The sequence below is a fragment of the Pseudomonas sp. AMR01 genome (assembly GCF_041946035.1).
GTDB lineage: Bacteria > Pseudomonadota > Gammaproteobacteria > Pseudomonadales > Pseudomonadaceae > Aquipseudomonas > Aquipseudomonas antarctica_B.
The window spans coordinates 26461-46781 of the sequence record NZ_JAUTYR010000027.1 but is presented as its reverse complement, the minus strand read 5'-3'; the positions used below and the strand labels follow the sequence as shown (position 1 = coordinate 46781).

Below are 20321 nucleotides of genomic sequence, written 5' to 3'. Positions count from 1 at the left end.
AAGCAGCAGTCACAGGTGGCGCGGCACTCATAATGAGCGCAGCGCCGAATGCGCAGTACCTAACGAAGACGGTAAAAAGCATGAATCTTCACGAGTATCAGGGTAAGCAGCTGTTCGCTGAATACGGCCTGCCAGTTTCCAAGGGTTACGCAGTAGACACCCCGGAAGCAGCAGCAGAAGCTTGCGACAAAATCGGTGGTACCGAGTGGGTTGTCAAAGCCCAGGTCCACGCTGGTGGTCGCGGTAAAGCGGGCGGCGTTAAGCTGGTTCGCAGCAAAGAAGACGCCAAGGCCTTTGCACAGCAGTGGCTGGGCAAGCGTCTGGTGACTTACCAGACTGATGCCAATGGCCAACCAGTCACCAAGATCCTGGTTGAATCGTGCACTGATATCGCTAAAGAGCTGTACCTGGGCGCTGTCGTTGACCGTTCGAGCCGTCGCATCGTGTTCATGGCTTCCACCGAAGGTGGCGTGGACATCGAGAAAATCGCTCACGAAACCCCAGAAAAAATTCTGAAAGCCACTATCGATCCACTGGTTGGCGCTCAGCCATTCCAGGGTCGCGAGCTGGCTTTCCAGCTGGGCCTGGAAGGCAAGCAAGTTGCCCAGTTCGCCAAGATCTTCGTAGGTCTGGCCAAACTGTTCAAGGATCACGATCTGGCTCTGCTGGAAGTGAACCCGCTGGTGATCAAGGCTGACGGCGATCTGCACTGCCTCGATGCGAAGATCAACATCGACGCCAACGCCATGTACCGTCAGCCTAAGCTGAAAACTTTCCACGATCCGTCGCAAGACGATCCGCGCGAAGCGCACGCTGCCAAGTTCGAACTGAACTATGTAGCCCTGGAAGGTAACATCGGTTGCATGGTCAACGGTGCTGGCCTGGCCATGGGTACCATGGACATCGTCAACTTGCATGGCGGCAAGCCAGCCAACTTCCTCGACGTGGGCGGCGGTGCTACCAAAGAACGCGTTACCGAAGCGTTCAAGATCATCCTGTCCGACTCCAACGTCGCTGCAGTACTGGTCAACATCTTCGGCGGCATCGTTCGTTGCGACATGATTGCCGAAGGCATCATCGGTGCAGTGAAAGAAGTGGGCGTTAAAATCCCGGTTGTTGTTCGCCTTGAAGGCAACAACGCTGAACTGGGCGCTAAAGTACTGGCAGAAAGCGGTTTGAACATCATCGCGGCTACCAGCCTGACCGACGCTGCTCAACAAGTTGTTAAAGCTGCGGAGGGCAAATAATGAGCGTCCTGATCAATAAAGACACCAAGGTTATCTGCCAGGGTATTACCGGTTCCCAAGGTAGTTTCCACACCCAGCAAGCCATCGAATACGGCACCAAGATGGTTGGTGGCGTTACTCCTGGTAAAGGCGGCACCGAGCACCTGGGTCTGCCAGTGTTCAACACCGTGAAAGAAGCCGTAGAAAAAACTGGCGCAACCGCCAGCGTTATCTACGTTCCGGCTCCTTTCTGCAAGGATTCGATCCTGGAAGCAGCTTTCGGCGGCATCAAGCTGATCGTTTGCATCACCGAAGGCATTCCTACCCTGGACATGCTGGACGCTAAAGTTAAGTGCGACGAGCTGGGCGTAGTCCTGATCGGCCCTAACTGCCCAGGCGTGATCACTCCAGGCGAATGCAAGATCGGCATCATGCCAGGTCACATTCACTTGCCAGGTAAAGTCGGTATCGTTTCGCGTTCCGGCACCCTGACCTACGAAGCTGTTAAGCAAACCACTGACGCCGGTTTCGGTCAGTCGACTTGCGTCGGCATCGGCGGTGACCCGATCCCGGGTTCGAACTTCATCGACATCCTGAAACTGTTCCAGGAAGACCCGAAGACCGAAGCGATCGTGATGATCGGTGAGATCGGCGGTTCGGCTGAAGAAGAAGCGGCTGCCTACATCAAGGCACACGTGACCAAGCCAGTTGTTTCCTACATCGCTGGTGTGACTGCCCCTGCTGGCAAGCGCATGGGCCATGCTGGCGCAATCATCTCTGGCGGCAAGGGTACTGCAGACGAGAAGTTTGCTGCCCTGGAAGACGCAGGCGTTAAAACCGTGCGTTCGCTGGCAGACATCGGCAAGGCTTTGTCCGAGCTGACGGGTTGGGCTGTCAAATAAGCCTCGCGCTTAGCTGACGCTTCACCACACAAAGGCCACCTTCGGGTGGCCTTTGTGCGTTCTACAGATTGGCGAAGATCAAAATGTGGGAGCGGGCTTGCTCGCGAATGCGGTGTGTCAGTTGAAACACCCTGCGCTGACCCACCGCATTCGCGAGCAAGCCCGCTCCCACATTGTTCTGTATTACCAAATTTAAGTATGAAAACGCGACATTAGAATGTCGCTTATCGGACAGTGCGCCCCGCAAAGGTGCGTTTGTCAGCCTAATTCTGTACCCTAGCCGCCTCTTTATGCGTGCGCATCCCAAAAGGAAGCCGCGCGCCAGACTCGTCGGCCCCCATCCGGGCCGGCAGTATTTCCCTCATCCACAGGGAAGCCCTCTCTAAATTCCGATTCAGTAGTGTGGTATTTCCTCAAATGAAAGTGTTGAAAAGCCAGGACATCCTGGCGTTAGGCTTTATGACTTTTGCCCTGTTTGTGGGCGCCGGCAACATCATCTTCCCGCCTATTGTTGGTTTGCAGTCCGGGCCTCACGTATGGATGGCTGCGCTGGGTTTCCTGATCACCGCTGTCGGTTTGCCAGTGGTCACCGTGATTGCCCTGGCCAAGGTCGGCGGCGGCATGGATGCGCTGAGCAGCCCGATCGGCAAGATCGCTGGCGGCCTGCTCGCGGCGGCGGCGTACCTGGCGGTTGGCCCGCTGTTCGCTACCCCGCGTACTGCGACCGTATCGTTTGAAGTGGGCCTGGCGCCGTTGACCGGCGAGAGCCCACTGGCGCTGTTCCTCTACAGCTCGGTGTACTTCCTGCTGGTATTCTTCATCTCTCTGTACCCTGGCCGTTTGCTGGACACAGTAGGGCGCTTCCTTGCGCCACTGAAGATCATCGCCCTGGCCGTGCTGGGCATCGCCGCCTTTGCCTTGCCGGCCGGTGATGTGGGTGTGGCCACCCCGGAATACGTCGCGGCGCCGTTCTCCCAGGGCTTTATCAATGGTTACCTGACCATGGATACCCTGGGCGCGCTGGTATTCGGCATTGTGATTGTCAACGCCATTCGCTCGCGCGGTGTGGAATCGCCGAAGCTGATCACACGCTACGCGATCATTGCCGGGCTGATTGCCGGCGTGGGCCTGGCGCTGGTGTACATCAGCCTGTTCCGCCTGGGTGCGGGCAGCCATGAAGTGGCCGCCGGCGCCGCTAACGGCGCCGCAGTGCTGCACGCTTACGTGCAACACACCTTCGGCTCCCTGGGCAGCGGTTTCCTGGCGGTGCTGATTTCCCTCGCGTGCCTGGTCACTGCTGTAGGCCTGACCTGCGCCTGCGCCGAGTACTTCAGCCGCGTGCTGCCGCTGTCGTACAAGACCCTGGTAGTGATCCTGGCGCTGTTCTCGTTGTTTGTGTCCAACTTGGGCCTGACCAAGCTGATTGCGTTCTCGATCCCGGTGCTGACCGCGATCTACCCGCCGTGCATCGTGCTGGTGGCCCTGAGCTTCTGCAAAGACTTCTGGCACGAGCAGGGCCGTATCGTCGGGCCTGTGATGTTGGTGTCGTTCATCTTTGGTTGCATCGACGCGCTGAAGGGCGCTGGCCTGGCCGATTGGATGCCGTCGCAATTGGCGCACTTGCCACTGAGCGAGCAGGGCCTGGCGTGGCTGGTGCCGTCGGTGATGACGCTGGTGGTTGCAGTGGTGATTGACCGGATGCTCGGCAAGCGCAGCGAAGCGATCGCGTAAGCTTGTTTTGCGCTGTACCGAAATGCCCCGTATCAATCGATACGGGGCATTTTTTATGCGTCATGGGCAGTGTCGTGTCATCTGCGCTAACGTCGAACCGGTCAACAAAATTTCAAACTGGAGCCCGGTCAATTTGGGAGCTGGCTTGCCTGCGATAGCGTTGGGTCAGACAATTTGGCATCAACTGAGAAACCGCCATCGCAGGCAAGCCAGCTCCCACAGTAGTACCGTGTTCGCATAAGGACCCGTATGTCGTTCGTCGAAAACCACCAAATCCATTTGCTTGCCGCTTTATGGTTCGTCCTCTGTTGGGGCGGTTACACCCGTTACGCCACTTGGAAAGCCCGCGACACTGCATGCCTGGCCAGCGTGTTGCACCTGTACCGCGAAGACTGGATGCGCCGCATGCTGATGCGCGATAACCGCATCGCTGACGCCAGTGTGGTCGGTAACCTGGAGCGCAACGCCTCGTTCTTCGCCTCCAGCACCCTCATCATCCTCGCCGGTATTCTCACCGTGCTCGGTTCGTCCGAGCGGGCGGTGTCGTTGTTGGCGGACATTCCGATGGTGCAGCAGGCGTCCCAGGGCATGTCGGAAATCAAGCTGCTGTGCCTGGCGCTGGTGTTTGTCTACGCGTTCTTCACGTTCAGTTGGTGCATGCGCCAGTACAACTTTGCGGCGGTGCTGGTGGGTTCGGCCCCGATGGTGGGTGAACGGCATGTGTCGGAGCAGGAGCGCAAGGCGTTTGCGCTGCGGGCGGCGCGGGTTATTTCGATGGCCGCCAACCAGTTCAATTTTGGCCTGCGGGCGTATTACTTCGGCATGACCATGCTCGCCTGGTTTGTCAGCCCATGGCTGTTCATGTTGCTGAGCACCGGGGTTGTGCTGGTGCTGTATCGCCGAGAATTTCACTCCGATGTATTGCAGGTGATGGTCTACACGCCGACCGACGGGCCGATGCAGGACGCGGCCAAGGAAGCTACGCCTCAACCCTGATGTACCGGACTTAATTCAACTTCATTCCTGACAAAACAGCAGACAAAAAAAAGCCCGCAATTAAGCGGGCTTTTCTTTTTGCAGCAACAGCCAGACGATTAGTTCTTGGCAGGTTCTGCTGGAGCGGCAGGTGCTGCTTCTTTCGCGGCGGCTGCATTCGATTCAGCCTGAGCTTTGGCAGCATCGGCGTTTTCTTTTGCAGCGTCGTTCACTTTATCCTGTGCCTTTGCCATGTCTTTCTGAGCTTGCTCAGAATGTGCAGCGGCGTCTTGGGCTTTGTCTTCGGACTTCTTGTCGCAGGCAGCGAGACCGAGGGCAGCGGCCAACATCATGGAAATAGCTAAAGTCTTACGCATGGGGTGTTTCTCCTTATGGATATATCTACTGGCCTTTCGAGCTTAGGGCGCCACCATTAGTTCCTTTTATCTCACAGATATATAAAGCTTTTTACCAAGGAACTTTCTTCGGTTGCCCACATCCGCCGCAATCACACTATAAGAGCCGGAAATAAATGACCGAAAACCCTCTGTTAGAGCGTGCCGCGCGCTTTGTATCGGCGTTGCGCCATTGCCAAGTGTTGGGCATTAGCGTGCATGTGGCGAGCGAGGAGGGAATGACGCTGGCACTGCCCTACGCGCCGCACATCGTGGGTGATCCCCAAACCGGCGTGATCCACGGCGGCGCGATGACATCCCTGATGGACACCGCCTGCGGCATAGCCACCCTGTGCGTTTTGCCGGAGTTCGAGGTGTGCCCGACCCTCGACCTGCGCATTGACTACATGCATCCCGCCGAACCGCATAAAACGGTGTACGGCTTTGCTCAGTGCTACCGGGTCACCACTGACGTGATCTTCACGCGCGGCTTTGCCTACCAGGACGACCCGCAGCAGCCGATTGCCCATGTGGTGGGCACGTTCATGCGCATGGGCAAGCGCCTCAAAGGGACGCAGGGCCTGGGCAACACCCTCAAGGGAGAGCAGGCATGACGCATCGCTTCAAGACCCGCCTCGAACAGGCCCATGAGCGCGGTAACTACGAGGCGCTGCTCAACCTGATTCCCTACGCCAGGTTGATTGGCGTTGAATGCACCCGGTTGGGCGATGAGCTGCTGTTCAAGATGCCGGCAAACAAGGACAACATTGGTAACCCGATATTACCGGCGCTGCACGGCGGAGTGATTGCAGGCTTCATGGAGCTGTCAGCCGCGTTGCACCTGCTGGTGTTTACCGGCTCGCCCGGCGTTCCGAAAATCATCGACTTCTCCCTCGACTACCTGCGCGCAGGCCAGTTTCGTGATACTTACGCCACCTGCCAGGTGTGGCGTCAGGGCCGGCGTGTGGCGAACGTGGCGATCACTGCCTGGCAGAGCACACCCGCCGAACCGATTGCCACCGCTCGCGCACATTTCAAGATTGAGGAGTCGGCCCGCCCTTGAAATCCCTGTCTTAGCCCCCAACTTTGATGACAACCCGCCGCCAACCCCCAAGGGCGCGGCCACTGCCATCCAATTGGAGTTTGATGACCATGAGCGTGGAAACTCAAAAGGAAACCCTGGGCTTCCAGACCGAGGTAAAGCAACTGCTGCACCTCATGATCCATTCGCTGTATTCCAACAAGGAAATTTTCCTTCGCGAATTGATCTCGAACGCCTCTGACGCTGTCGACAAATTACGTTTCGAAGCCCTGTCCAAGCCTGAGTTGCTGGAAGGTGGCGCGGAACTCAAAATCCGTGTGAGCTTCGACAAAGACGCCAAGACCGTCACCCTCGAAGACAACGGCATCGGCATGAGTCGCGAAGACGCGATCATCCATTTGGGTACCATCGCCAAATCCGGCACCGCAGACTTCATGAAGAACCTGTCGGGCGACCAGAAAAAAGATTCACACCTGATCGGCCAATTCGGCGTGGGCTTCTACTCGGCCTTCATCGTGGCTGACAAAGTTGAAGTGTTCAGTCGCCGCGCCGGCCTCGCCGCGAGCGAAGGCGTGCACTGGTCGTCCAAAGGTGAGGGCGAATTCGAAATCGCCACCGTCGAAAAGGCTGACCGTGGCACCCGCATCGTGCTGCACCTCAAAGACGCTGAAGATGAATTTGCTGACGGCTACCGCCTGCGCAACGTCATCAAGAAGTACTCCGACCACATCGCTCTGCCGATCGAGTTGCCGAAAGAACAGGCCGCTGCTGAAGGCGAAGAGCAGCCAGCTCTGGAATGGGAAACCGTCAACCGCGCCAGCGCGCTGTGGACCCGTCCGCGTACCGAGATCAAGGACGAGGAATACCAGGAGTTCTACAAGCACATCGGTCACGACTACGAGAACCCGCTGAGCTGGAGCCACAACAAGGTTGAAGGCAAGCTGGAATACAGCTCGCTGCTCTACGTGCCAGCCCGTGCTCCGTTCGACCTGTACCAGCGTGAAGCGCCGAAGGGCCTGAAGCTCTACGTGCAGCGTGTGTTCGTGATGGACCAGGCGGAGTCCTTCCTGCCGCTGTACCTGCGCTTTATCAAGGGCGTGGTCGATTCCAATGATTTGTCGCTGAACGTGTCGCGGGAAATCCTGCAGAAAGACCCGATTATCGACTCCATGAAGTCGGCGCTGACCAAGCGCGTCCTCGACATGCTGGAAAAACTGGCGAAGAACGAGCCTGAGCAATACAAGGGCTTCTGGAAAAACTTCGGCCAGGTCATGAAAGAAGGCCCGGCAGAAGATTTCGCCAACAAGGAAAAAATCGCCGGCTTGCTGCGCTTTGCTTCGACGCACGAAGAGGGCGGTGAGCAGGTGGTGTCCCTGGCCGAGTACCTGGCGCGCGCCAAGGAAGGTCAGGACAAGATTTACTACCTCACCGGCGAAACCTACGCTCAGGTCAAGAACAGCCCGCACCTGGAAGTCTTCCGCAAGAAAGGCATCGAAGTGCTGCTGTTGACCGACCGTATCGACGAGTGGCTGATGAGCTACCTCAACGAATTCGACGGCAAATCCTTCGTCGACGTTGCCCGTGGTGACCTGGACCTGGGTAACCTGGACTCCGAAGAAGAGAAGAAAGAAGCTGAAGAAGTCGCCAAGGCCAAAGAAGGTCTGGTTGAGCGTATCAAGGCTTCCCTGGGCGATGTGGTCAGCGAAGTGCGGGTTTCCCACCGTCTGACTGATTCCCCGGCGATTCTGGCCATCGGCGAAGCGGACCTGGGCATGCAGATGCGTCAGATCCTCGAAGCCAGCGGCCAGAAGGTTCCTGATTCCAAGCCGATCTTCGAATTCAACCCGGCTCACCCGCTGATCGAGAAACTCGACGGCGAGCAAAGCGAAGAGCGTTTTGGCGACCTGTCGCACATCCTCTTCGACCAGGCGGCCCTGGCCGCTGGCGACAGCCTCAAAGACCCGGCCGCTTACGTGCGCCGACTGAACAAGCTGTTGGTTGAACTGTCGGTTTAACACCGTTGTAGAAAAACCCGCTTCGGCGGGTTTTTTCGTTCTAGTGCACCTCAACTGGAGTAAATGATGAGCCAAGTCACTGTGCGTTCCGTGGTCTATCAGATTGATGGCCAGTCTTATGAAAGCCGCCTCGCGTTCGATGCCAGCCACAAGGGCCCGCTGCCGGGTCTGCTGATGGCGCCTAACTGGATGGGTGTGAGTGCGGGTGCTGAAGACATTGCCAAAAGTGTGGCCAGCAAAGGCTACGTGGTGTTGATCGCTGACCTGTACGGGCAAACCGTGCGTCCGTCGAATGGCGATGAAGCCGGTGCTGCAATGATGCCGTTGAAGAACGACAACCCGTTGCTGCTCAAACGTATGCAGGCAGCTTTTGAGCAACTGCAAGGCCAGACCGAAGCCGCAGTGGATACCTCGAAGCTGGCGACCTTTGGCTTCTGCTTTGGTGGTTTCTGCTCTCTGGAACTCGCACGTACCGGTGCACCGTTGAAGGCTGCCGTATCGTTCCACGGCACTATCGACACGCAAAACCCGGCGGGCGCCAAGCACGTGAAGGGTTCAGTGCTGGTACTGCACGGCGCATCTGATCCGTTAGTGCCGAAAGAGCAACTGCCAGCATTTGAAGATGAAATGAATGCGGCCGGTGTGGATTGGCAGTTGCTGAGCTACGGCGGCGCGGTGCATTCCTTCACCGACCCGCACGCCAATGTGCCGGGCAAGATGATGTATGACGAGAAGACCGCGAAGCGGGCGTTCAAGTCGATGCATGATTTGCTGGATGAAGTGTTCAAGGCCTGATTCTTCAGCGCCTGTCACGGCCTCTTCGCGAGCAAGCCCGCTCCCACATTTTGACCGTATTTTACCTGTTGGAATGCGGTCAAAATGTGGGAGCGGGCTTGCTCGCGAAGGCTATCTCACCGGCAACTCAATCCTTTCAGACTCCCCCGGTACCGTCGGCCAATCCCCGGCCGCCCACCGTTGCCTGGCCTGTTCAATCACCGCCGGATCACTCGCCACAAAATTCCAGTTGATCCGTCGTAGCCCGTCCAGTTGCGCGCCGCCAAACACCACCAAATGGCAGTCCCTCTCGGCAAACAGTGTCATTTCCTGCCCAGCGGGCAACACCACCAGGCTGTGCACCTCCAATGCCTCGCCATCCAGCTGTGCCTCGCCTTCCAGCACATACACCGCCCGTTCCTCATGCTCATCCGGGATCAGCAGCGTGGTGGCCGTCTGCATGCGCACCTCGGCATACAGCGTGGGCGACCGCACTGGCACCGGGGATTTGAGGCAAAAACCACTGCCGGCGATCAGGCGAATCTGCACGCCCAGGCTGTCGCTGACCGGCAGGCTCGCCGCCGGATGATGGCTGTAGTGCCCAGGTCCAGTTTCATGGTCCATGGGTGAGGCCAGCCACACTTGCAGCCCGTGCAGGCTGAAACCACTGGCCTTGAGCGGCTCGGGTGTGCGTTCCACGTGGGCAATCGCGCTGCCTGCAGTCATCCAGCTCACATCGCCGGCCTCGACCACTTGATCCGAGCCCAGGCTGTCCTTGTGCTGCAACGCGCCTTCGAACAGGTACGTCAGCGTCGACAGCCCGATATGCGGGTGCTGGCGGATATTCATGCCTGTGCCCGGCGCATAGCGGGTGAGCAACATGTGGTCGAAGAACACAAAGGGCCCGACGCTGCGGCATTCGCGCGAGGGCAGCGGGCGCAGGATCGGCTGGCCTTCGACCTCTTCAGGGCGAGGGCGGATCACGATGGTCATGGGGCATCCCTGTCGGAGCGGGTTAGAGAGGGCTGAGCATAACCCGCTCGACGGGAGGTTGGCGCTATTGGCTGAAGGCGCCTTCAGACAGTGTGGTTTCGATTGTGACCTCGGCAGTGGTCATCAGCTTGTGTACCGGGCAGCGGTCGGCCACGCGGTGCAGTTCGTCGCGCTGCTCATCGGTGAGCACGCCCTTGAGGGTCAGCTTGACGTTGAGTGTGTACTTGCCCTTTTGCTCCTCGGTGCTGTCGTGGGTCACTTCGACCGTCACGCCGGTGAGGGGAATGTCTTTCTTCTGGGCGTAGAGCTTGACGGTCAGCGCCTTGCACGAGGCCAGGGCTGCATCGAAATAGTCATGGGGGGAGGGCGCCGAGTCATCTCCGCCCAGGCTCTTGGGCAGGTCGGTGAACAGTTCGTGGTTATTGATATTCACGCTGTGGCGAAAGTTGTCGTGGTTCAGGGTATTCACGGTAACAGGCATGGCAAACCTCACACGTCGGCAGGAAGAAGGTCATGCAGTTATAGAGCATGCTGGCACTCTCGTGTTCCGCGTAATTTGCCCGCTGAACCCGGGCAGGCCTCACAGGGTCTATCGGTATTAGCCCCCGTTGAGGTTGTACCGTGCCCTGGAGCCGCCTGAGTTTTGCCGTGTTATTCGCCGCCAGCAGCCTTGCTGTGCAGGCCCGTGACTATGTCTACAGCGATGCGCACCTGCATTACGTCGACTTTTTCCAGGAAACCGCGGGCATGGACAAACTGCTGAAGGCCATGGCCGACGCGCGCATCGACCATGTGATGATTTCCGGTATTCCCGTGGCGAAAAAGTGGCACGAAGACGAACCCAAGCGCCCGCGCTATTACGCCGGTGACGACGCCGATGCCTACTGGTACAGCGCCACCGATGTGATCGTTGCGGCAGCGCTCAATAAACTCAAGCCCGAGCAGCGCCAGCACTTTCACCCGTTTTTGTCCGGGTTCAACCCCAACGACAAGAACTCCGCCGCCCATGTCCAGCGCATGCTCGACCTCAACCCCGGTCTGTGGCAGGGCATCGGCGAGGTGTTCACCCGCCACGATGACCTGACCGCCTTGACGGCTGGCGACACCCCGCGCGCCAACAACGAAGCCATGACGCTGATCTATCACCTGGCGGCGGAAAACGACCTGCCGGTGATGCTGCACTCCAACATCACGTCCAAACGCGAGCGCAACCCGCTGTATCTGGCCGAAGTGGAAGAGCCACTGCGCAACCATCCGCACACCCGCTTTATCTGGGCTCATGCTGGCACCAGCAAGGAGATCCACCGCCATCAGGTGCAGATGGACTTTTTGCTACCCACTCTGACTCGCATGCTGGAGGCTTACCCCAATCTGTACATCGACCTCTCCTGGAGCATGCTCACGCCGTACTTGCTCGATGATGCAGGCAAACCCCGCGCGCAGTGGCTGAAGCTGGTGGAACGCTTCCCGGAGCGTTTCATGCTGGGATCGGACGTGGTAGGGCGTTTCAACAAGTTGGGTAAGGAAATGCACCGCTTTGAGCCGTTTCTCGATGCGTTGCCTGAGGACGTCGCCCGCAAGGTGGCGCGGGATAACTTCCTGGCGATTCTGCCGAAAGCCGCTCGCGATGAGCGGGTGCAATGAATTTGGCGGATCGACATCGACCGGGGCGCCTCAAATCAAAAGCAAAAGCTCGGCGGCCTTTAGCCGACCTGAGTGGTTGAATCAAAGGCGCTGTTTTGTCTAAAGCAGATTGCGATCCTTCAGACAAAATGGAGGTCCACTGTGGGAGCGGGCTTGCTCGCGAATGCGGTGTGTCAGCCACCCAATTCATCACTGACCCACCGCATTCGCGAGCAAGCCCGCTCCCACAGTTTTGACCGAGTAAGACTTCAATACCTTCACACGCAGGTGAGCTTCTCTGTGGGAGCTGGCTTGTCGAATCGTCGCACCGCTGCGATGCAGACACCTCGGTACATCAGGCAAACCGAGTTGATGCCATCGCAGGCAAGCCAGCTCCCACAAAAGCCAGCTCCCACAAAAAAGCCCCGAACCAGTCGGGGCTTTTTCACGCGATCAACCTACAGGTCTTACTGACCCTGCCAGCGCTTCAGCACCAGCGTGGCGTTAGTGCCACCAAAGCCGAAGCTGTTGCTCATCACCGTATCGATCTTAACGTTCTCAACTGTCTTGGTCAGGATCGGCATATCAGCCACAACCGGATCAATCTCGTCGATGTTGGCCGAACCCGCCATGAAGTTGCCTTCCATCATCAGCAAGCAGTAGATCGCTTCATGCACGCCAGCGGCGCCCAGGGAGTGACCCGACAGGCTCTTGGTAGAGCTGATGGCCGGCGCCTTGTCGCCGAATACCGCACGCACGCCTTCCATTTCCTTGGCGTCGCCGACCGGAGTCGAGGTGCCGTGGGTGTTCAGGTAATCGATCGGGGTATCAACGGTGGACATTGCCATCTGCATGCAACGGATGGCGCCTTCACCGCTTGGCGCAACCATGTCGTAGCCGTCGGATGTCGCGCCGTAGCCAACGATTTCGGCGTAGATTTTTGCGCCACGGGCCAGAGCGTGTTCCAGCTCTTCGACCACGACCATGCCGCCACCGCCGGCGATGACGAAACCGTCACGCTTGGCGTCGTAGGCACGGGAAGCCTTTTCCGGGGTTTCGTTGTACTGGGTGGACAGCGCGCCCATGGCGTCGAACAGGAACGACTGGCTCCAATGTTCTTCTTCACCGCCACCGGCGAAAACGATGTCCTGCTTGCCCAGCTGGATCTGCTCAACCGCAGTACCGATGCAGTGAGCACTGGTGGCGCAAGCGGAGGAGATCGAGTAGTTCACGCCCTTGATTGCAAACGGCGTGGCCAGGCAGGCCGAAACGGTGCTGCCCATGGTCCGGGTCACACGGTACGGGCCAACGCGCTTCACGCCTTTTTCGCGCAGGATGTCCAGCGCTTCCATCTGGTTCAGGGTCGATGCGCCGCCGGAGCCGGCGATCAGGCCGGTGCGCACGTTCGATACCTGGTCTTCGGCCAGGCCGGAGTCGGCGATGGCGTCTTTCATGGCCAGGTAGGCGTAGGCGGCAGCGTGGCCGACGAAGCGGTAGATCTTGCGATCAATCAGTTCTTCGAGGGGCAGGTCGATGGAGCCGGAAACCTGGCTACGCAGACCCATTTCGGCATATTCCGGGTTGAAGCGGATGCCAGGGCGACTTGCACGCAGGTTAGCGGTGACGGTCTCTTTGTCATTGCCCAGGCAAGAAACGATGCCCAGACCAGTGATAACGACGCGGCGCATGCGGATAACCCTTAAAAGTTGTCAGTGGAAGTGAATACGCCGACCCGAAGGCCTTCGGCAGTATAGATCTCGCGACCGTCGACGGTGACCGAACCGTCGGCGATGGCCAGGTTCAGCTTGCCCTTGAGGACGCGCTTGATTTGAATGTTATAGGTGACTTTCTTGGCGGTCGGAAGGACCTGGCCGAAGAACTTCACTTCGCCCGAACCCAGCGCACGGCCACGGCCCGGCAGGCCTTGCCAGCCCAAGTAGAAGCCGACCAGTTGCCACATGGCGTCAAGGCCCAGGCAGCCCGGCATCACCGGATCACCTTCGAAATGGCAGGCGAAGAACCACAGGTCAGGGGTGATATCCAGCTCGGCGACCAATTCACCTTTGCCGTACTTGCCACCTTCTTCGCTGATATGGGTGATGCGATCCACCATCAGCATGTTCGGCGCGGGCAGTTGCGCGTTACCTGGGCCGAACAGCTCACCGCGACTGCAGCGCAGCAGGTCTTCCCGAGTAAAGGCGTTTTGTTTGGTCATGCGAGCTCCTCAATAATCCCATGCGGCGGGGTAGGGTAAATCTTCCCGATCCGACTGAAGCGTTCATGCCTCAGGTCAGCAGCCTACACATAGACTATTGCGTTGTAGTGAAAGTCACAGCGTCAAGGCACTCAATGTACACTTGTTCACTGAAATTTTAAACCGGGCCTGTTTATCGGCCCGTTCGGGTGCCTAAGACTGCCGCACTTTCGTCTTTCACGCCAGTCGGAGTTGGTGGATGGCGTGGCGCTATTGCACCCAGCGCTGCAGTATTTGCTGCAAGTCCGTGCGTTTGAACGGCTTGGCCAGGTAATCGTTCATTCCGGCTGCAAGACAGGCTTCGCGGTCGCCCTGCAGTGCGTTGGCAGTCAGCGCGATAATCGGCAAGTCGGCGCAGCCGGGCAGTTGCCGGATCTGGCGCGTGGCCTCGTAACCATCGATTAACGGCAGGCGGCAGTCCATCAGGATCGCGGTGAAAATCAGGCTCTCGGCACTGCGGATCGCCTCGGCGCCATCCGTGGCCAGGCTCACTTCAAAGCCCAGGCTGCGCAACATGGCTTCGACCACCGCGCGGTTGACCGGGTTGTCCTCCACCAGCAACACATGGCGGCCATTGCCAGCGCCGGTTTTGCCATCGGTGTCCTGGGCAATCGTCGGCAGGCTTTGCTGGTCGATGGCCAAGGGGATTTCCAGGGTAAACACCGAACCGCGGCCTTCTTCGCTCTGCGCGCGCAAGGTGCCGCCCATGCGTTCGGCCAGCGTGCGGGCGATGGGCAGGCCCAAACCGGTGCCGCCGTAACGTCTTGAAATGGAACTGTCAGCCTGCTGGAACGCATCGAACATTAGCTCGAGGCGCTCGGCAGAAATACCGATGCCACTGTCGCGCACGGTGCAGGTAAACCACACCAGTTCATGGTCCAGGGTTTGCCAGTGGGGCTCGACGATGACCGTGCCTTGCTCGGTGAATTTGAGCGCGTTGCCAATCAGGTTCACCAGAATCTGCCGGATACGCGTCGGGTCGCCTCGTACCCGCAGCGAATCCATGCCGGCCGGAATCGGCAGTTCCAGCGCCAGCCCGCGCTGCTGGGCGCTGTGCTGGAAGGCCTGGGCGCAACTGCTGATCAAGTCGGCCAGGTTGAACGAAATATTTTCCAGCTCCAACGCCGCGCGTTCGATGCGCGAAAAATCGAGGATGTCGTTGATCACCTTGAGCAGGTGCTCAGTGGACTCCGAAGCCAGCGCCGCGTACTCGGTTTGCTCGTCGGTCATCTCGGTGGTTTCAAGCAACTGCAACATGCCCAGCACGCCGTTCATGGGCGTGCGCAACTCGTGGCTCATCATGGCCAGGAAGTCCGACTTGGCATTGTTCGCCCGTTCGGCTTCTTCGCGGGTCTGGATCAGTTGGGCCATGGCTTGGTGCTGTTCGCGACTGGCCTGGTTAAGGCCTTCGGCAAGGTTGTTGATGTGTCGCGCCAGGTCGCCCAACTCCGAGTCATCCACAATCGGCAGCGGCGTCTTGTAGTCGCCCTGCTGGATGGCCTTCACCGCGTTGCCCATCGCGCTGATCGGCTTCGACAGGCTGGCCGCCAGGCGCCGCGCCAGCAGGAAGGTAAACAGCAAGGCGAACAGCGCCAGGATGCCGGCCTTGAACAGTATCTCTTGCTGGCGCTGGCTGAAGGCATCGTTGGACATGCCGACTATCACCCGGCCCAGGTAATCCGCGCGCGGGGCTTTGGGCTCGTTGAGGTTGTCCTGGAAAAAGTCATTGCCCAGCTGGATATGCTGCAAGCGGATCGGTGCCTGGAACACTTTCACCGACAGCGAGCGATCATGTTTCTCCGACGGCTGCTCGACGTACACCAGGATGTTTTCAGAACTGTCCTGAATCTCCAAAAAGCGCACGTGAGGCGTGGCCAGGGTTGCGCGCACCAGGCTGTCGAGCACGTCGTTATTACCGGAAATAACCCCGTATTCGGTGGCGGGTGCCAGCTGGTTGGCGATCAACTGGCCGGTGTGGTCGAGTTCCTGGCGCAGGTCCTGGATGCGCACGAAGGTAAAGAAGCTGATCAACAGCAACGTCAGCAACAGCGCCGGGCCCAGGGTGATGAGCTGGGTGCGGGTGTTGATGTCCCAACGACGACGCAAGGTCATGGACGTTTTTCTCCTTCGGCCAATCGGGCGGCGACGGCGACTTCGTCAACCTGTTCGATCCCCAGTGAGCGCGCGACTTGCGGGTTGCCCACGACTTTGAAGTGTTCCGGGTACAAGGTGCGTGGCCAGGTGGCCGGCGAATGGTCGAGCAAACGGTCAAGTACATTGAGCCAGTCCGCTTGATCGCTGTAGGTGCTGGCCAGGCTGCCGGCCTTGACGAACCCTGCATTGGGGCCCACCAGCGGCAGTTGTTGGGCATAGCTGCTGAGCAACAGGTTCTTCACGGTTTTGGGGTTGTACAGCAGCGGGTCGTCAAGGCCGAGCAGCACGTCACTGTTCTTGAACAGGTTCTGCAACGGGCGACTGTCATTAATGTTGTCCCAAAGTTGCGGCACGATCTCAAGGCCCAACGGCTGCGCATACTGGCGCAGCTCCTGGATCAGGAATTCACTGTCGATGCCGTAAAGCACGCCGATGCGTCGGGCCTGGGGCAGGATGCTGGCAATCAGGTTCAGTTGGCGCTCCAGCGGCGGGTCGCTCCACAACAAGCTGATTTTCGCCGGGTGCGCATTGCCCAGGCGCTGGCGGGCTTGCAGGCGGCTAATACGCAGCACCAGGGTCGGCGGGCCCTGGGCATCCTGCAGGCGCCAGTCGAGGCCGGGCAGGTCCAGCAGGATCAAGCGGGTGCTGGCGGGCAATTGGCTCGGCGCGGGCAGGTCTTTGAGTGGGGTAAAGGTGACGTGGTCCTGGGGGCGCTGCTTGGCCAGTGCGAGCGCAAAGGCTTGCACACCTGCACCGTCTTCGGCGGCGGTCAACAGGATATCGGCGCTCCATGCCGGTGCCGTCAACAGCAGGCACACCAGCAGCAGGCCGCGTCGCCAGAGGCGAGCGATATAAAAGAGGGTCATCCGTGACTGATCGCCCATGTCAGAATTCCAGCTCCGCGCTGAAGTAGAGGACGTGGCGACTGTCGTAATTGTTGTCGGCCCAGGTGGTGGGCTGGTCATCGAGGCGTTGTTGCAACATGCCGGCCAGCTCCACGTTGGCTTTGCCCAGGGCAATGCGCTTGGCCACCCGCAGGTCGACCCGTTCGAAGCGATACTCGTTGAGTGCGTCGTCGCCATAGTAGAACAGCGCGCTGGACCAGCCGTGGCCCCATTCGCGCAGCCAGCCGGCCGAGCCGCTGTTGCGTGCAGTTTGCGCCTTGTCCTTGGGGTTGCTGGCGGTGGCGTCGACGTAAGCATAGGTCAGCCGCAGGCGGTCGGCGTTGCTCATGCGCCAGTCGAACTGCGACTCGGCCCCGGTAAACCGCGAGCTGTTGGCATTGCTGGCAATGTATTGGTTATTGCGCAGCGGCGAGCTGATCATGTCGGTGATTTCGTCGTAGAACAGTTTCACGTCGACGTTCAGCCCAAGGTCGGCAAAGAAGCCGTTGTAGCCCAGCTCCCGTGAGCGCATCAACTCTTTATCGAGGTTACCGGGGCCGCGTGTCACCACAAAATATTGCCCGGAATTTTGCCCGTAGGTCGGCGAGCTGAGGTTGGTGACGCGATAGCTCCAGTTGACGTTGTTTTCGAACATGTCCGGCGAGCGAATCGCTTCGGAATACACCGCGCGCAGGCCATGGCGCGGGTTGATCAAATAGTTGACCGCCACGCGCGGCGTCAGCGAGTTGCCGCTCAGGTGGGTGTCTTCGTACATCGCGCCGCCTTGCAGCAGCCAGTGCTCGCTGGCGCGCCATTCCAGGTGGCCGAACAGGCGCCAAGTGGTGTCGTCGAGGGTGCCGTTGAAGTAGGTGTCGGAGTCCGCACGGTCGTAGCGATAATTCATGCCGCTGACCAGGCGCAGGCTGTCGGACAGGCTGAGGGTGTCTTGAATCTCGAGGTCGTAGCGGCTTTCGCGGGTGCTCTGGTCGATGTCACCGCACACGCTTTGGCTGGCGCCCTGGCGCCATTGGTCGAGCACCTGATTGCCCAGCGCCTGTTCGGTGGCGCTGCCGGGCGGGGCGGCGCTCTGGCTGAAGGTGTCCATGTGCCGGGCGAGCAATTCGGCGTAGTTGGGGTTGATCTGCCACAGCTGGGTCAGTTCCGGGCTGAACGACACCTTGGCATCGCAGGCCTTCCACACCTGCTGGCGGTCCCATTGCTGAGCCGAACCCTGGACGTACAGGCTGTGTTCCGGACTGAACTCATAGTTCCAGCGCAGGGAGCCGGCGTAGTCCTTGGCGGAGACGTCGGAATTGGTACCGCCCTCAGTAATGCCGGCGAACACAGGCATGTAGGTATAAGGACGCTGATTGCTGCCTTCCTTGGCGTCGAATTGCCAGTCGAGGCTCTGCTGCGCGTTCAGGGTCTGGCTCACCGCCAGGCTGAACCGGCTGAGGCGGCGGCTGTCACGGCGGTCGGCACCGGCGGCGTCGCTGTCGAACCCGCTGTCCTGTTGCCCGGACAGCGACAAGCGCAAATCGCCGGTGTCCCAACCCACGCCCTGGCTGGCATAGAAGTCGTCTATCCCGCGCGCGCCACGAATGACCTTGACCCGCGAGCCCTGGCTGTTGGCCGGCGAGCGCGTGAGGATATTGACCACCGCCATCAGCGCATTGGCGCCATAACTGACGGTATTGGGGCCACGGAACACTTCAATCCGCTCGATATCTTCCATGGCCACTGGAATGTCGCTCCAGTCCACGGTCGCCAGGCCCGCGCGGTACACCGAGCGCCCGTCGATCAGCACCTGCATGCGCCGCGCATCGCTGGCGCTGGTGCCGTGGTAGTTCACGGCCGCCTGGTTGCCGGTGGTGTAGCCGACCATCATCCCCGGCACCAGCCGCAGCAGCTCGGCGATGTCCCGCGCGCCGCTGGCCTTGATCAGCTCGCTGTCGATGACGGTCATGCTGCCCGGCACGGCGGCGGCCGATTGCTTGAGGCGCGTGGCGGTCAGCACTTGCGGCAGGGGCTGGTTGTCCAGGAACAGGTCGTCGGACAACGCCGGTGCACTGCACAGCAGCATCAGCCACAAAGATGAGCGGGGAGGAGGGCCCAGGTACACGGCACGGCCTTGATCATTACGAATAGCCGGCCATGTTAACTGAGGCGCGGCCATTTGCCAGTCGTCGCACCTGCAATTGCGTCACACAATCGCGGCATTTTCCGACAAACGTGTGAATTGACAGGGGGGCTGGCCGCAAGCGGGTCGCTCCGTATAATGCGGCCATCGCCACTGGTATGGATTAACGGATTGCATATGACTGAACAGCGCCCTATTGCGGTCCTGGGAGGCGGAAGTTTCGGTACCGCCGTGGCTAACCTGCTGGCTGAGAACGGCCACGCGGTTCGCCAGTGGATGCGTGACCCCGAACAGGCCGAGGCCATTCGCGTCCATCGGGAAAACCCGCGTTACCTTAAAGGCATCAAAATTCACCTGGCGGTCGAGCCGGTTACCGACCTGCTGGCCACCCTTGACGCGTGCGACCTGTGCTTTGTCGCGCTGCCCTCCAGCGCCCTGCGCTCGGTGCTGGCGCCCCACGCCGAGCGTTTGGCGGGCAAAATGCTGGTCAGCCTGACCAAAGGCATTGAGCCGCAGACCTTCAAGTTGATGAGCGAAATCCTTGAAGAGATCGCCCCTCAGGCGCGCATTGGTGTGCTGTCCGGGCCGAACCTGGCGCGGGAAGTCGCCGAACATGCGCTCACCGCCACCGTGGTCGCCAGCGAAGACGAAGCGCTCTGCGAGCGCGTCCAGGCGGTGCTGCATGGGCGTACGTTCCGCGTGTATGCCAGCAACGATCGTTTTGGTGTCGAGTTGGGCGGCGCGTTGAAAAACGTCTACGCGATCATTGCCGGTATGGCGGTGGCGTTGGGCATGGGTGAAAACACCAAGAGCATGCTGATCACCCGCGCGCTGGCCGAAATGACCCGCTTTGCGGTGAATCAAGGCGCCAACCCGATGACTTTCCTGGGGCTGGCGGGCGTGGGCGACTTGATCGTTACCTGCTCGTCGCCGAAAAGCCGTAACTACCAGGTCGGTTTTGCCTTGGGCCAGGGCCTGAGCCTGGAAGACGCGGTGACGCGCCTGGGCGAAGTGGCCGAAGGCGTCAACACGCTCAAAGTCTTGAAGGCCAAGGCTCAGGAAGTTGGCGTTTACATGCCGCTGGTCGCCGGCTTGCACGCGATCCTGTTTGAAGGGCGCACGTTGAATCAGGTGATCGAGCTGCTGATGCGTGCCGAGCCGAAAACCGATGTCGATTTTATTTCCACCAGTGGTTTCAACTGAGGAACGCGCC

The 20321-nt window shown here is 59.6% G+C and carries 18 protein-coding genes; 10 read left to right on the top strand and 8 right to left on the bottom strand.

Annotated features, from left to right (window positions below; translation table 11 throughout):
- Positions 1 to 80 precede the first annotated feature (80 nt).
- From sucC to Q7C20_RS20375, 4 genes are all read left to right on the top strand, one after another.
- A complete protein-coding gene (gene sucC, locus Q7C20_RS20390; protein ID WP_133099064.1) occupies positions 81 to 1247 on the top strand; it encodes an ADP-forming succinate--CoA ligase subunit beta in 1167 nt (388 codons plus the stop codon).
- Positions 1247 to 2128, top strand: coding sequence for a succinate--CoA ligase subunit alpha (gene sucD, locus Q7C20_RS20385; RefSeq protein ID WP_375069790.1), 882 nt, complete (start codon positions 1247 to 1249; stop codon positions 2126 to 2128). The genes sucC and sucD overlap by 1 nt, the downstream gene beginning before the upstream one ends.
- 417 nt (positions 2129 to 2545) lie before the next feature.
- Entirely contained in the window at positions 2546 to 3859 is a 1314-nt protein-coding gene (brnQ, locus tag Q7C20_RS20380) for a branched-chain amino acid transport system II carrier protein (RefSeq protein ID WP_348057352.1), read from the top strand.
- Between the two features lie 249 nt (positions 3860 to 4108).
- Positions 4109 to 4855, top strand: a complete 747-nt coding sequence (locus Q7C20_RS20375) for a DUF599 domain-containing protein (RefSeq protein WP_375069788.1) — start codon at positions 4109 to 4111, stop codon at positions 4853 to 4855.
- A 98-nt stretch (positions 4856 to 4953) separates the two neighbouring features.
- Here the strand turns inward: Q7C20_RS20375 and Q7C20_RS20370 are convergent, their stop codons facing one another.
- Positions 4954 to 5211, bottom strand: a complete 258-nt coding sequence (locus Q7C20_RS20370; protein ID WP_078741612.1) for a hypothetical protein — start codon at positions 5209 to 5211, stop codon at positions 4954 to 4956.
- 155 nt (positions 5212 to 5366) lie between these two features.
- Between Q7C20_RS20370 and Q7C20_RS20365 the strand changes: the two genes are divergently transcribed.
- The 4 genes from Q7C20_RS20365 to Q7C20_RS20350 all read left to right on the top strand — a co-directional run bounded on the left by Q7C20_RS20365 (position 5367) and on the right by Q7C20_RS20350 (position 9081).
- Positions 5367 to 5843 (top strand): PaaI family thioesterase, encoded by a 477-nt coding sequence (locus tag Q7C20_RS20365; RefSeq protein ID WP_375069787.1) that lies wholly within the window; start codon positions 5367 to 5369, stop codon positions 5841 to 5843.
- Positions 5840 to 6292, top strand: coding sequence for a PaaI family thioesterase (locus tag Q7C20_RS20360; RefSeq protein ID WP_375069786.1), 453 nt, complete (start codon positions 5840 to 5842; stop codon positions 6290 to 6292). Before Q7C20_RS20365 ends, Q7C20_RS20360 begins: the two co-directional genes overlap by 4 nt.
- Before the next feature lie 89 nt (positions 6293 to 6381).
- Positions 6382 to 8286, top strand: a complete 1905-nt coding sequence (gene htpG, locus Q7C20_RS20355; RefSeq protein ID WP_375069784.1) for a molecular chaperone HtpG — start codon at positions 6382 to 6384, stop codon at positions 8284 to 8286.
- Positions 8287 to 8352: 66 nt separating this feature from the next.
- Positions 8353 to 9081 (top strand): dienelactone hydrolase family protein, encoded by a 729-nt coding sequence (locus tag Q7C20_RS20350; RefSeq protein WP_348057361.1) that lies wholly within the window; start codon positions 8353 to 8355, stop codon positions 9079 to 9081.
- Positions 9082 to 9192: 111 nt separating this feature from the next.
- Here Q7C20_RS20350 and Q7C20_RS20345 read toward each other — a convergent pair whose 3' ends face one another.
- Entirely contained in the window at positions 9193 to 10053 is an 861-nt protein-coding gene (locus Q7C20_RS20345) for a pirin family protein (protein WP_375069782.1), read from the bottom strand.
- 64 nt (positions 10054 to 10117) lie between these two features.
- Complete coding sequence (locus Q7C20_RS20340) at positions 10118 to 10534, bottom strand: OsmC family protein (RefSeq protein ID WP_375069781.1); 417 nt, start codon at positions 10532 to 10534, stop codon at positions 10118 to 10120.
- 140 nt (positions 10535 to 10674) lie between these two features.
- Between Q7C20_RS20340 and Q7C20_RS20335 the strand changes: the two genes are divergently transcribed.
- Positions 10675 to 11697 carry an amidohydrolase family protein gene (locus Q7C20_RS20335; protein ID WP_375069779.1) on the top strand — a complete coding sequence of 341 codons (1023 nt, stop codon included), beginning with the start codon at positions 10675 to 10677 and terminating at the stop codon, positions 11695 to 11697.
- Positions 11698 to 12143: 446 nt separating this feature from the next.
- Here Q7C20_RS20335 and fabB read toward each other — a convergent pair whose 3' ends face one another.
- The 5 genes from fabB to Q7C20_RS20310 all read right to left on the bottom strand — a co-directional run bounded on the left by fabB (position 12144) and on the right by Q7C20_RS20310 (position 19090).
- The gene (gene fabB / locus Q7C20_RS20330) at positions 12144 to 13364 is read right to left on the bottom strand and encodes a beta-ketoacyl-ACP synthase I (RefSeq protein ID WP_375069778.1); all 1221 of its coding nucleotides are present in this window, start codon (positions 13362 to 13364) and stop codon (positions 12144 to 12146) included.
- A gap of 11 nt (positions 13365 to 13375) precedes the next feature.
- Positions 13376 to 13891 (bottom strand): 3-hydroxyacyl-[acyl-carrier-protein] dehydratase FabA, encoded by a 516-nt coding sequence (gene fabA / locus Q7C20_RS20325; RefSeq protein WP_003210552.1) that lies wholly within the window; start codon positions 13889 to 13891, stop codon positions 13376 to 13378.
- A 249-nt stretch (positions 13892 to 14140) separates the two neighbouring features.
- The gene (locus Q7C20_RS20320; RefSeq protein WP_375069776.1) at positions 14141 to 16042 is read right to left on the bottom strand and encodes an ATP-binding protein; all 1902 of its coding nucleotides are present in this window, start codon (positions 16040 to 16042) and stop codon (positions 14141 to 14143) included.
- On the bottom strand, positions 16039 to 16968 hold the full coding sequence (locus Q7C20_RS20315; RefSeq protein WP_375069774.1) for an ABC transporter substrate-binding protein: 930 nt from the start codon (positions 16966 to 16968) through the stop codon (positions 16039 to 16041). Before Q7C20_RS20315 ends, Q7C20_RS20320 begins: the two co-directional genes overlap by 4 nt.
- A gap of 1 nt (position 16969) precedes the next feature.
- Positions 16970 to 19090, bottom strand: coding sequence for a TonB-dependent receptor plug domain-containing protein (locus Q7C20_RS20310; protein ID WP_375069818.1), 2121 nt, complete (start codon positions 19088 to 19090; stop codon positions 16970 to 16972).
- Between the two features lie 195 nt (positions 19091 to 19285).
- On the opposite strand from Q7C20_RS20310, the gene Q7C20_RS20305 reads away from it, so the two are divergent.
- Complete coding sequence (locus Q7C20_RS20305; protein WP_375069772.1) at positions 19286 to 20311, top strand: NAD(P)H-dependent glycerol-3-phosphate dehydrogenase; 1026 nt, start codon at positions 19286 to 19288, stop codon at positions 20309 to 20311.
- Positions 20312 to 20321: the final 10 nt, after the last annotated feature.

What these genes read in the sequence shown, in the direction of transcription:
- sucC (WP_133099064.1), top strand. Translation starts at nt 81, where the DNA reads ATGAATCTTCACGAGTATCAGGGTAAGCAGCTGTTCGCTGAATACGGC.
- sucD (WP_375069790.1), top strand. Translation starts at nt 1,247, where the DNA reads ATGAGCGTCCTGATCAATAAAGACACCAAGGTTATCTGCCAGGGTATT.
- brnQ (WP_348057352.1), top strand. Translation starts at nt 2,546, where the DNA reads ATGAAAGTGTTGAAAAGCCAGGACATCCTGGCGTTAGGCTTTATGACT.
- Q7C20_RS20375 (WP_375069788.1), top strand. Translation starts at nt 4,109, where the DNA reads ATGTCGTTCGTCGAAAACCACCAAATCCATTTGCTTGCCGCTTTATGG.
- Q7C20_RS20370 (WP_078741612.1), bottom strand. Translation starts at nt 5,211, where the DNA reads ATGCGTAAGACTTTAGCTATTTCCATGATGTTGGCCGCTGCCCTCGGT.
- Q7C20_RS20365 (WP_375069787.1), top strand. Translation starts at nt 5,367, where the DNA reads ATGACCGAAAACCCTCTGTTAGAGCGTGCCGCGCGCTTTGTATCGGCG.
- Q7C20_RS20360 (WP_375069786.1), top strand. Translation starts at nt 5,840, where the DNA reads ATGACGCATCGCTTCAAGACCCGCCTCGAACAGGCCCATGAGCGCGGT.
- htpG (WP_375069784.1), top strand. Translation starts at nt 6,382, where the DNA reads ATGAGCGTGGAAACTCAAAAGGAAACCCTGGGCTTCCAGACCGAGGTA.
- Q7C20_RS20350 (WP_348057361.1), top strand. Translation starts at nt 8,353, where the DNA reads ATGAGCCAAGTCACTGTGCGTTCCGTGGTCTATCAGATTGATGGCCAG.
- Q7C20_RS20345 (WP_375069782.1), bottom strand. Translation starts at nt 10,053, where the DNA reads ATGACCATCGTGATCCGCCCTCGCCCTGAAGAGGTCGAAGGCCAGCCG.
- Q7C20_RS20340 (WP_375069781.1), bottom strand. Translation starts at nt 10,534, where the DNA reads ATGCCTGTTACCGTGAATACCCTGAACCACGACAACTTTCGCCACAGC.
- fabB (WP_375069778.1), bottom strand. Translation starts at nt 13,364, where the DNA reads ATGCGCCGCGTCGTTATCACTGGTCTGGGCATCGTTTCTTGCCTGGGC.
- fabA (WP_003210552.1), bottom strand. Translation starts at nt 13,891, where the DNA reads ATGACCAAACAAAACGCCTTTACTCGGGAAGACCTGCTGCGCTGCAGT.
- Q7C20_RS20320 (WP_375069776.1), bottom strand. Translation starts at nt 16,042, where the DNA reads ATGACCTTGCGTCGTCGTTGGGACATCAACACCCGCACCCAGCTCATC.
- Q7C20_RS20315 (WP_375069774.1), bottom strand. Translation starts at nt 16,968, where the DNA reads ATGGGCGATCAGTCACGGATGACCCTCTTTTATATCGCTCGCCTCTGG.
- Q7C20_RS20305 (WP_375069772.1), top strand. Translation starts at nt 19,286, where the DNA reads ATGACTGAACAGCGCCCTATTGCGGTCCTGGGAGGCGGAAGTTTCGGT.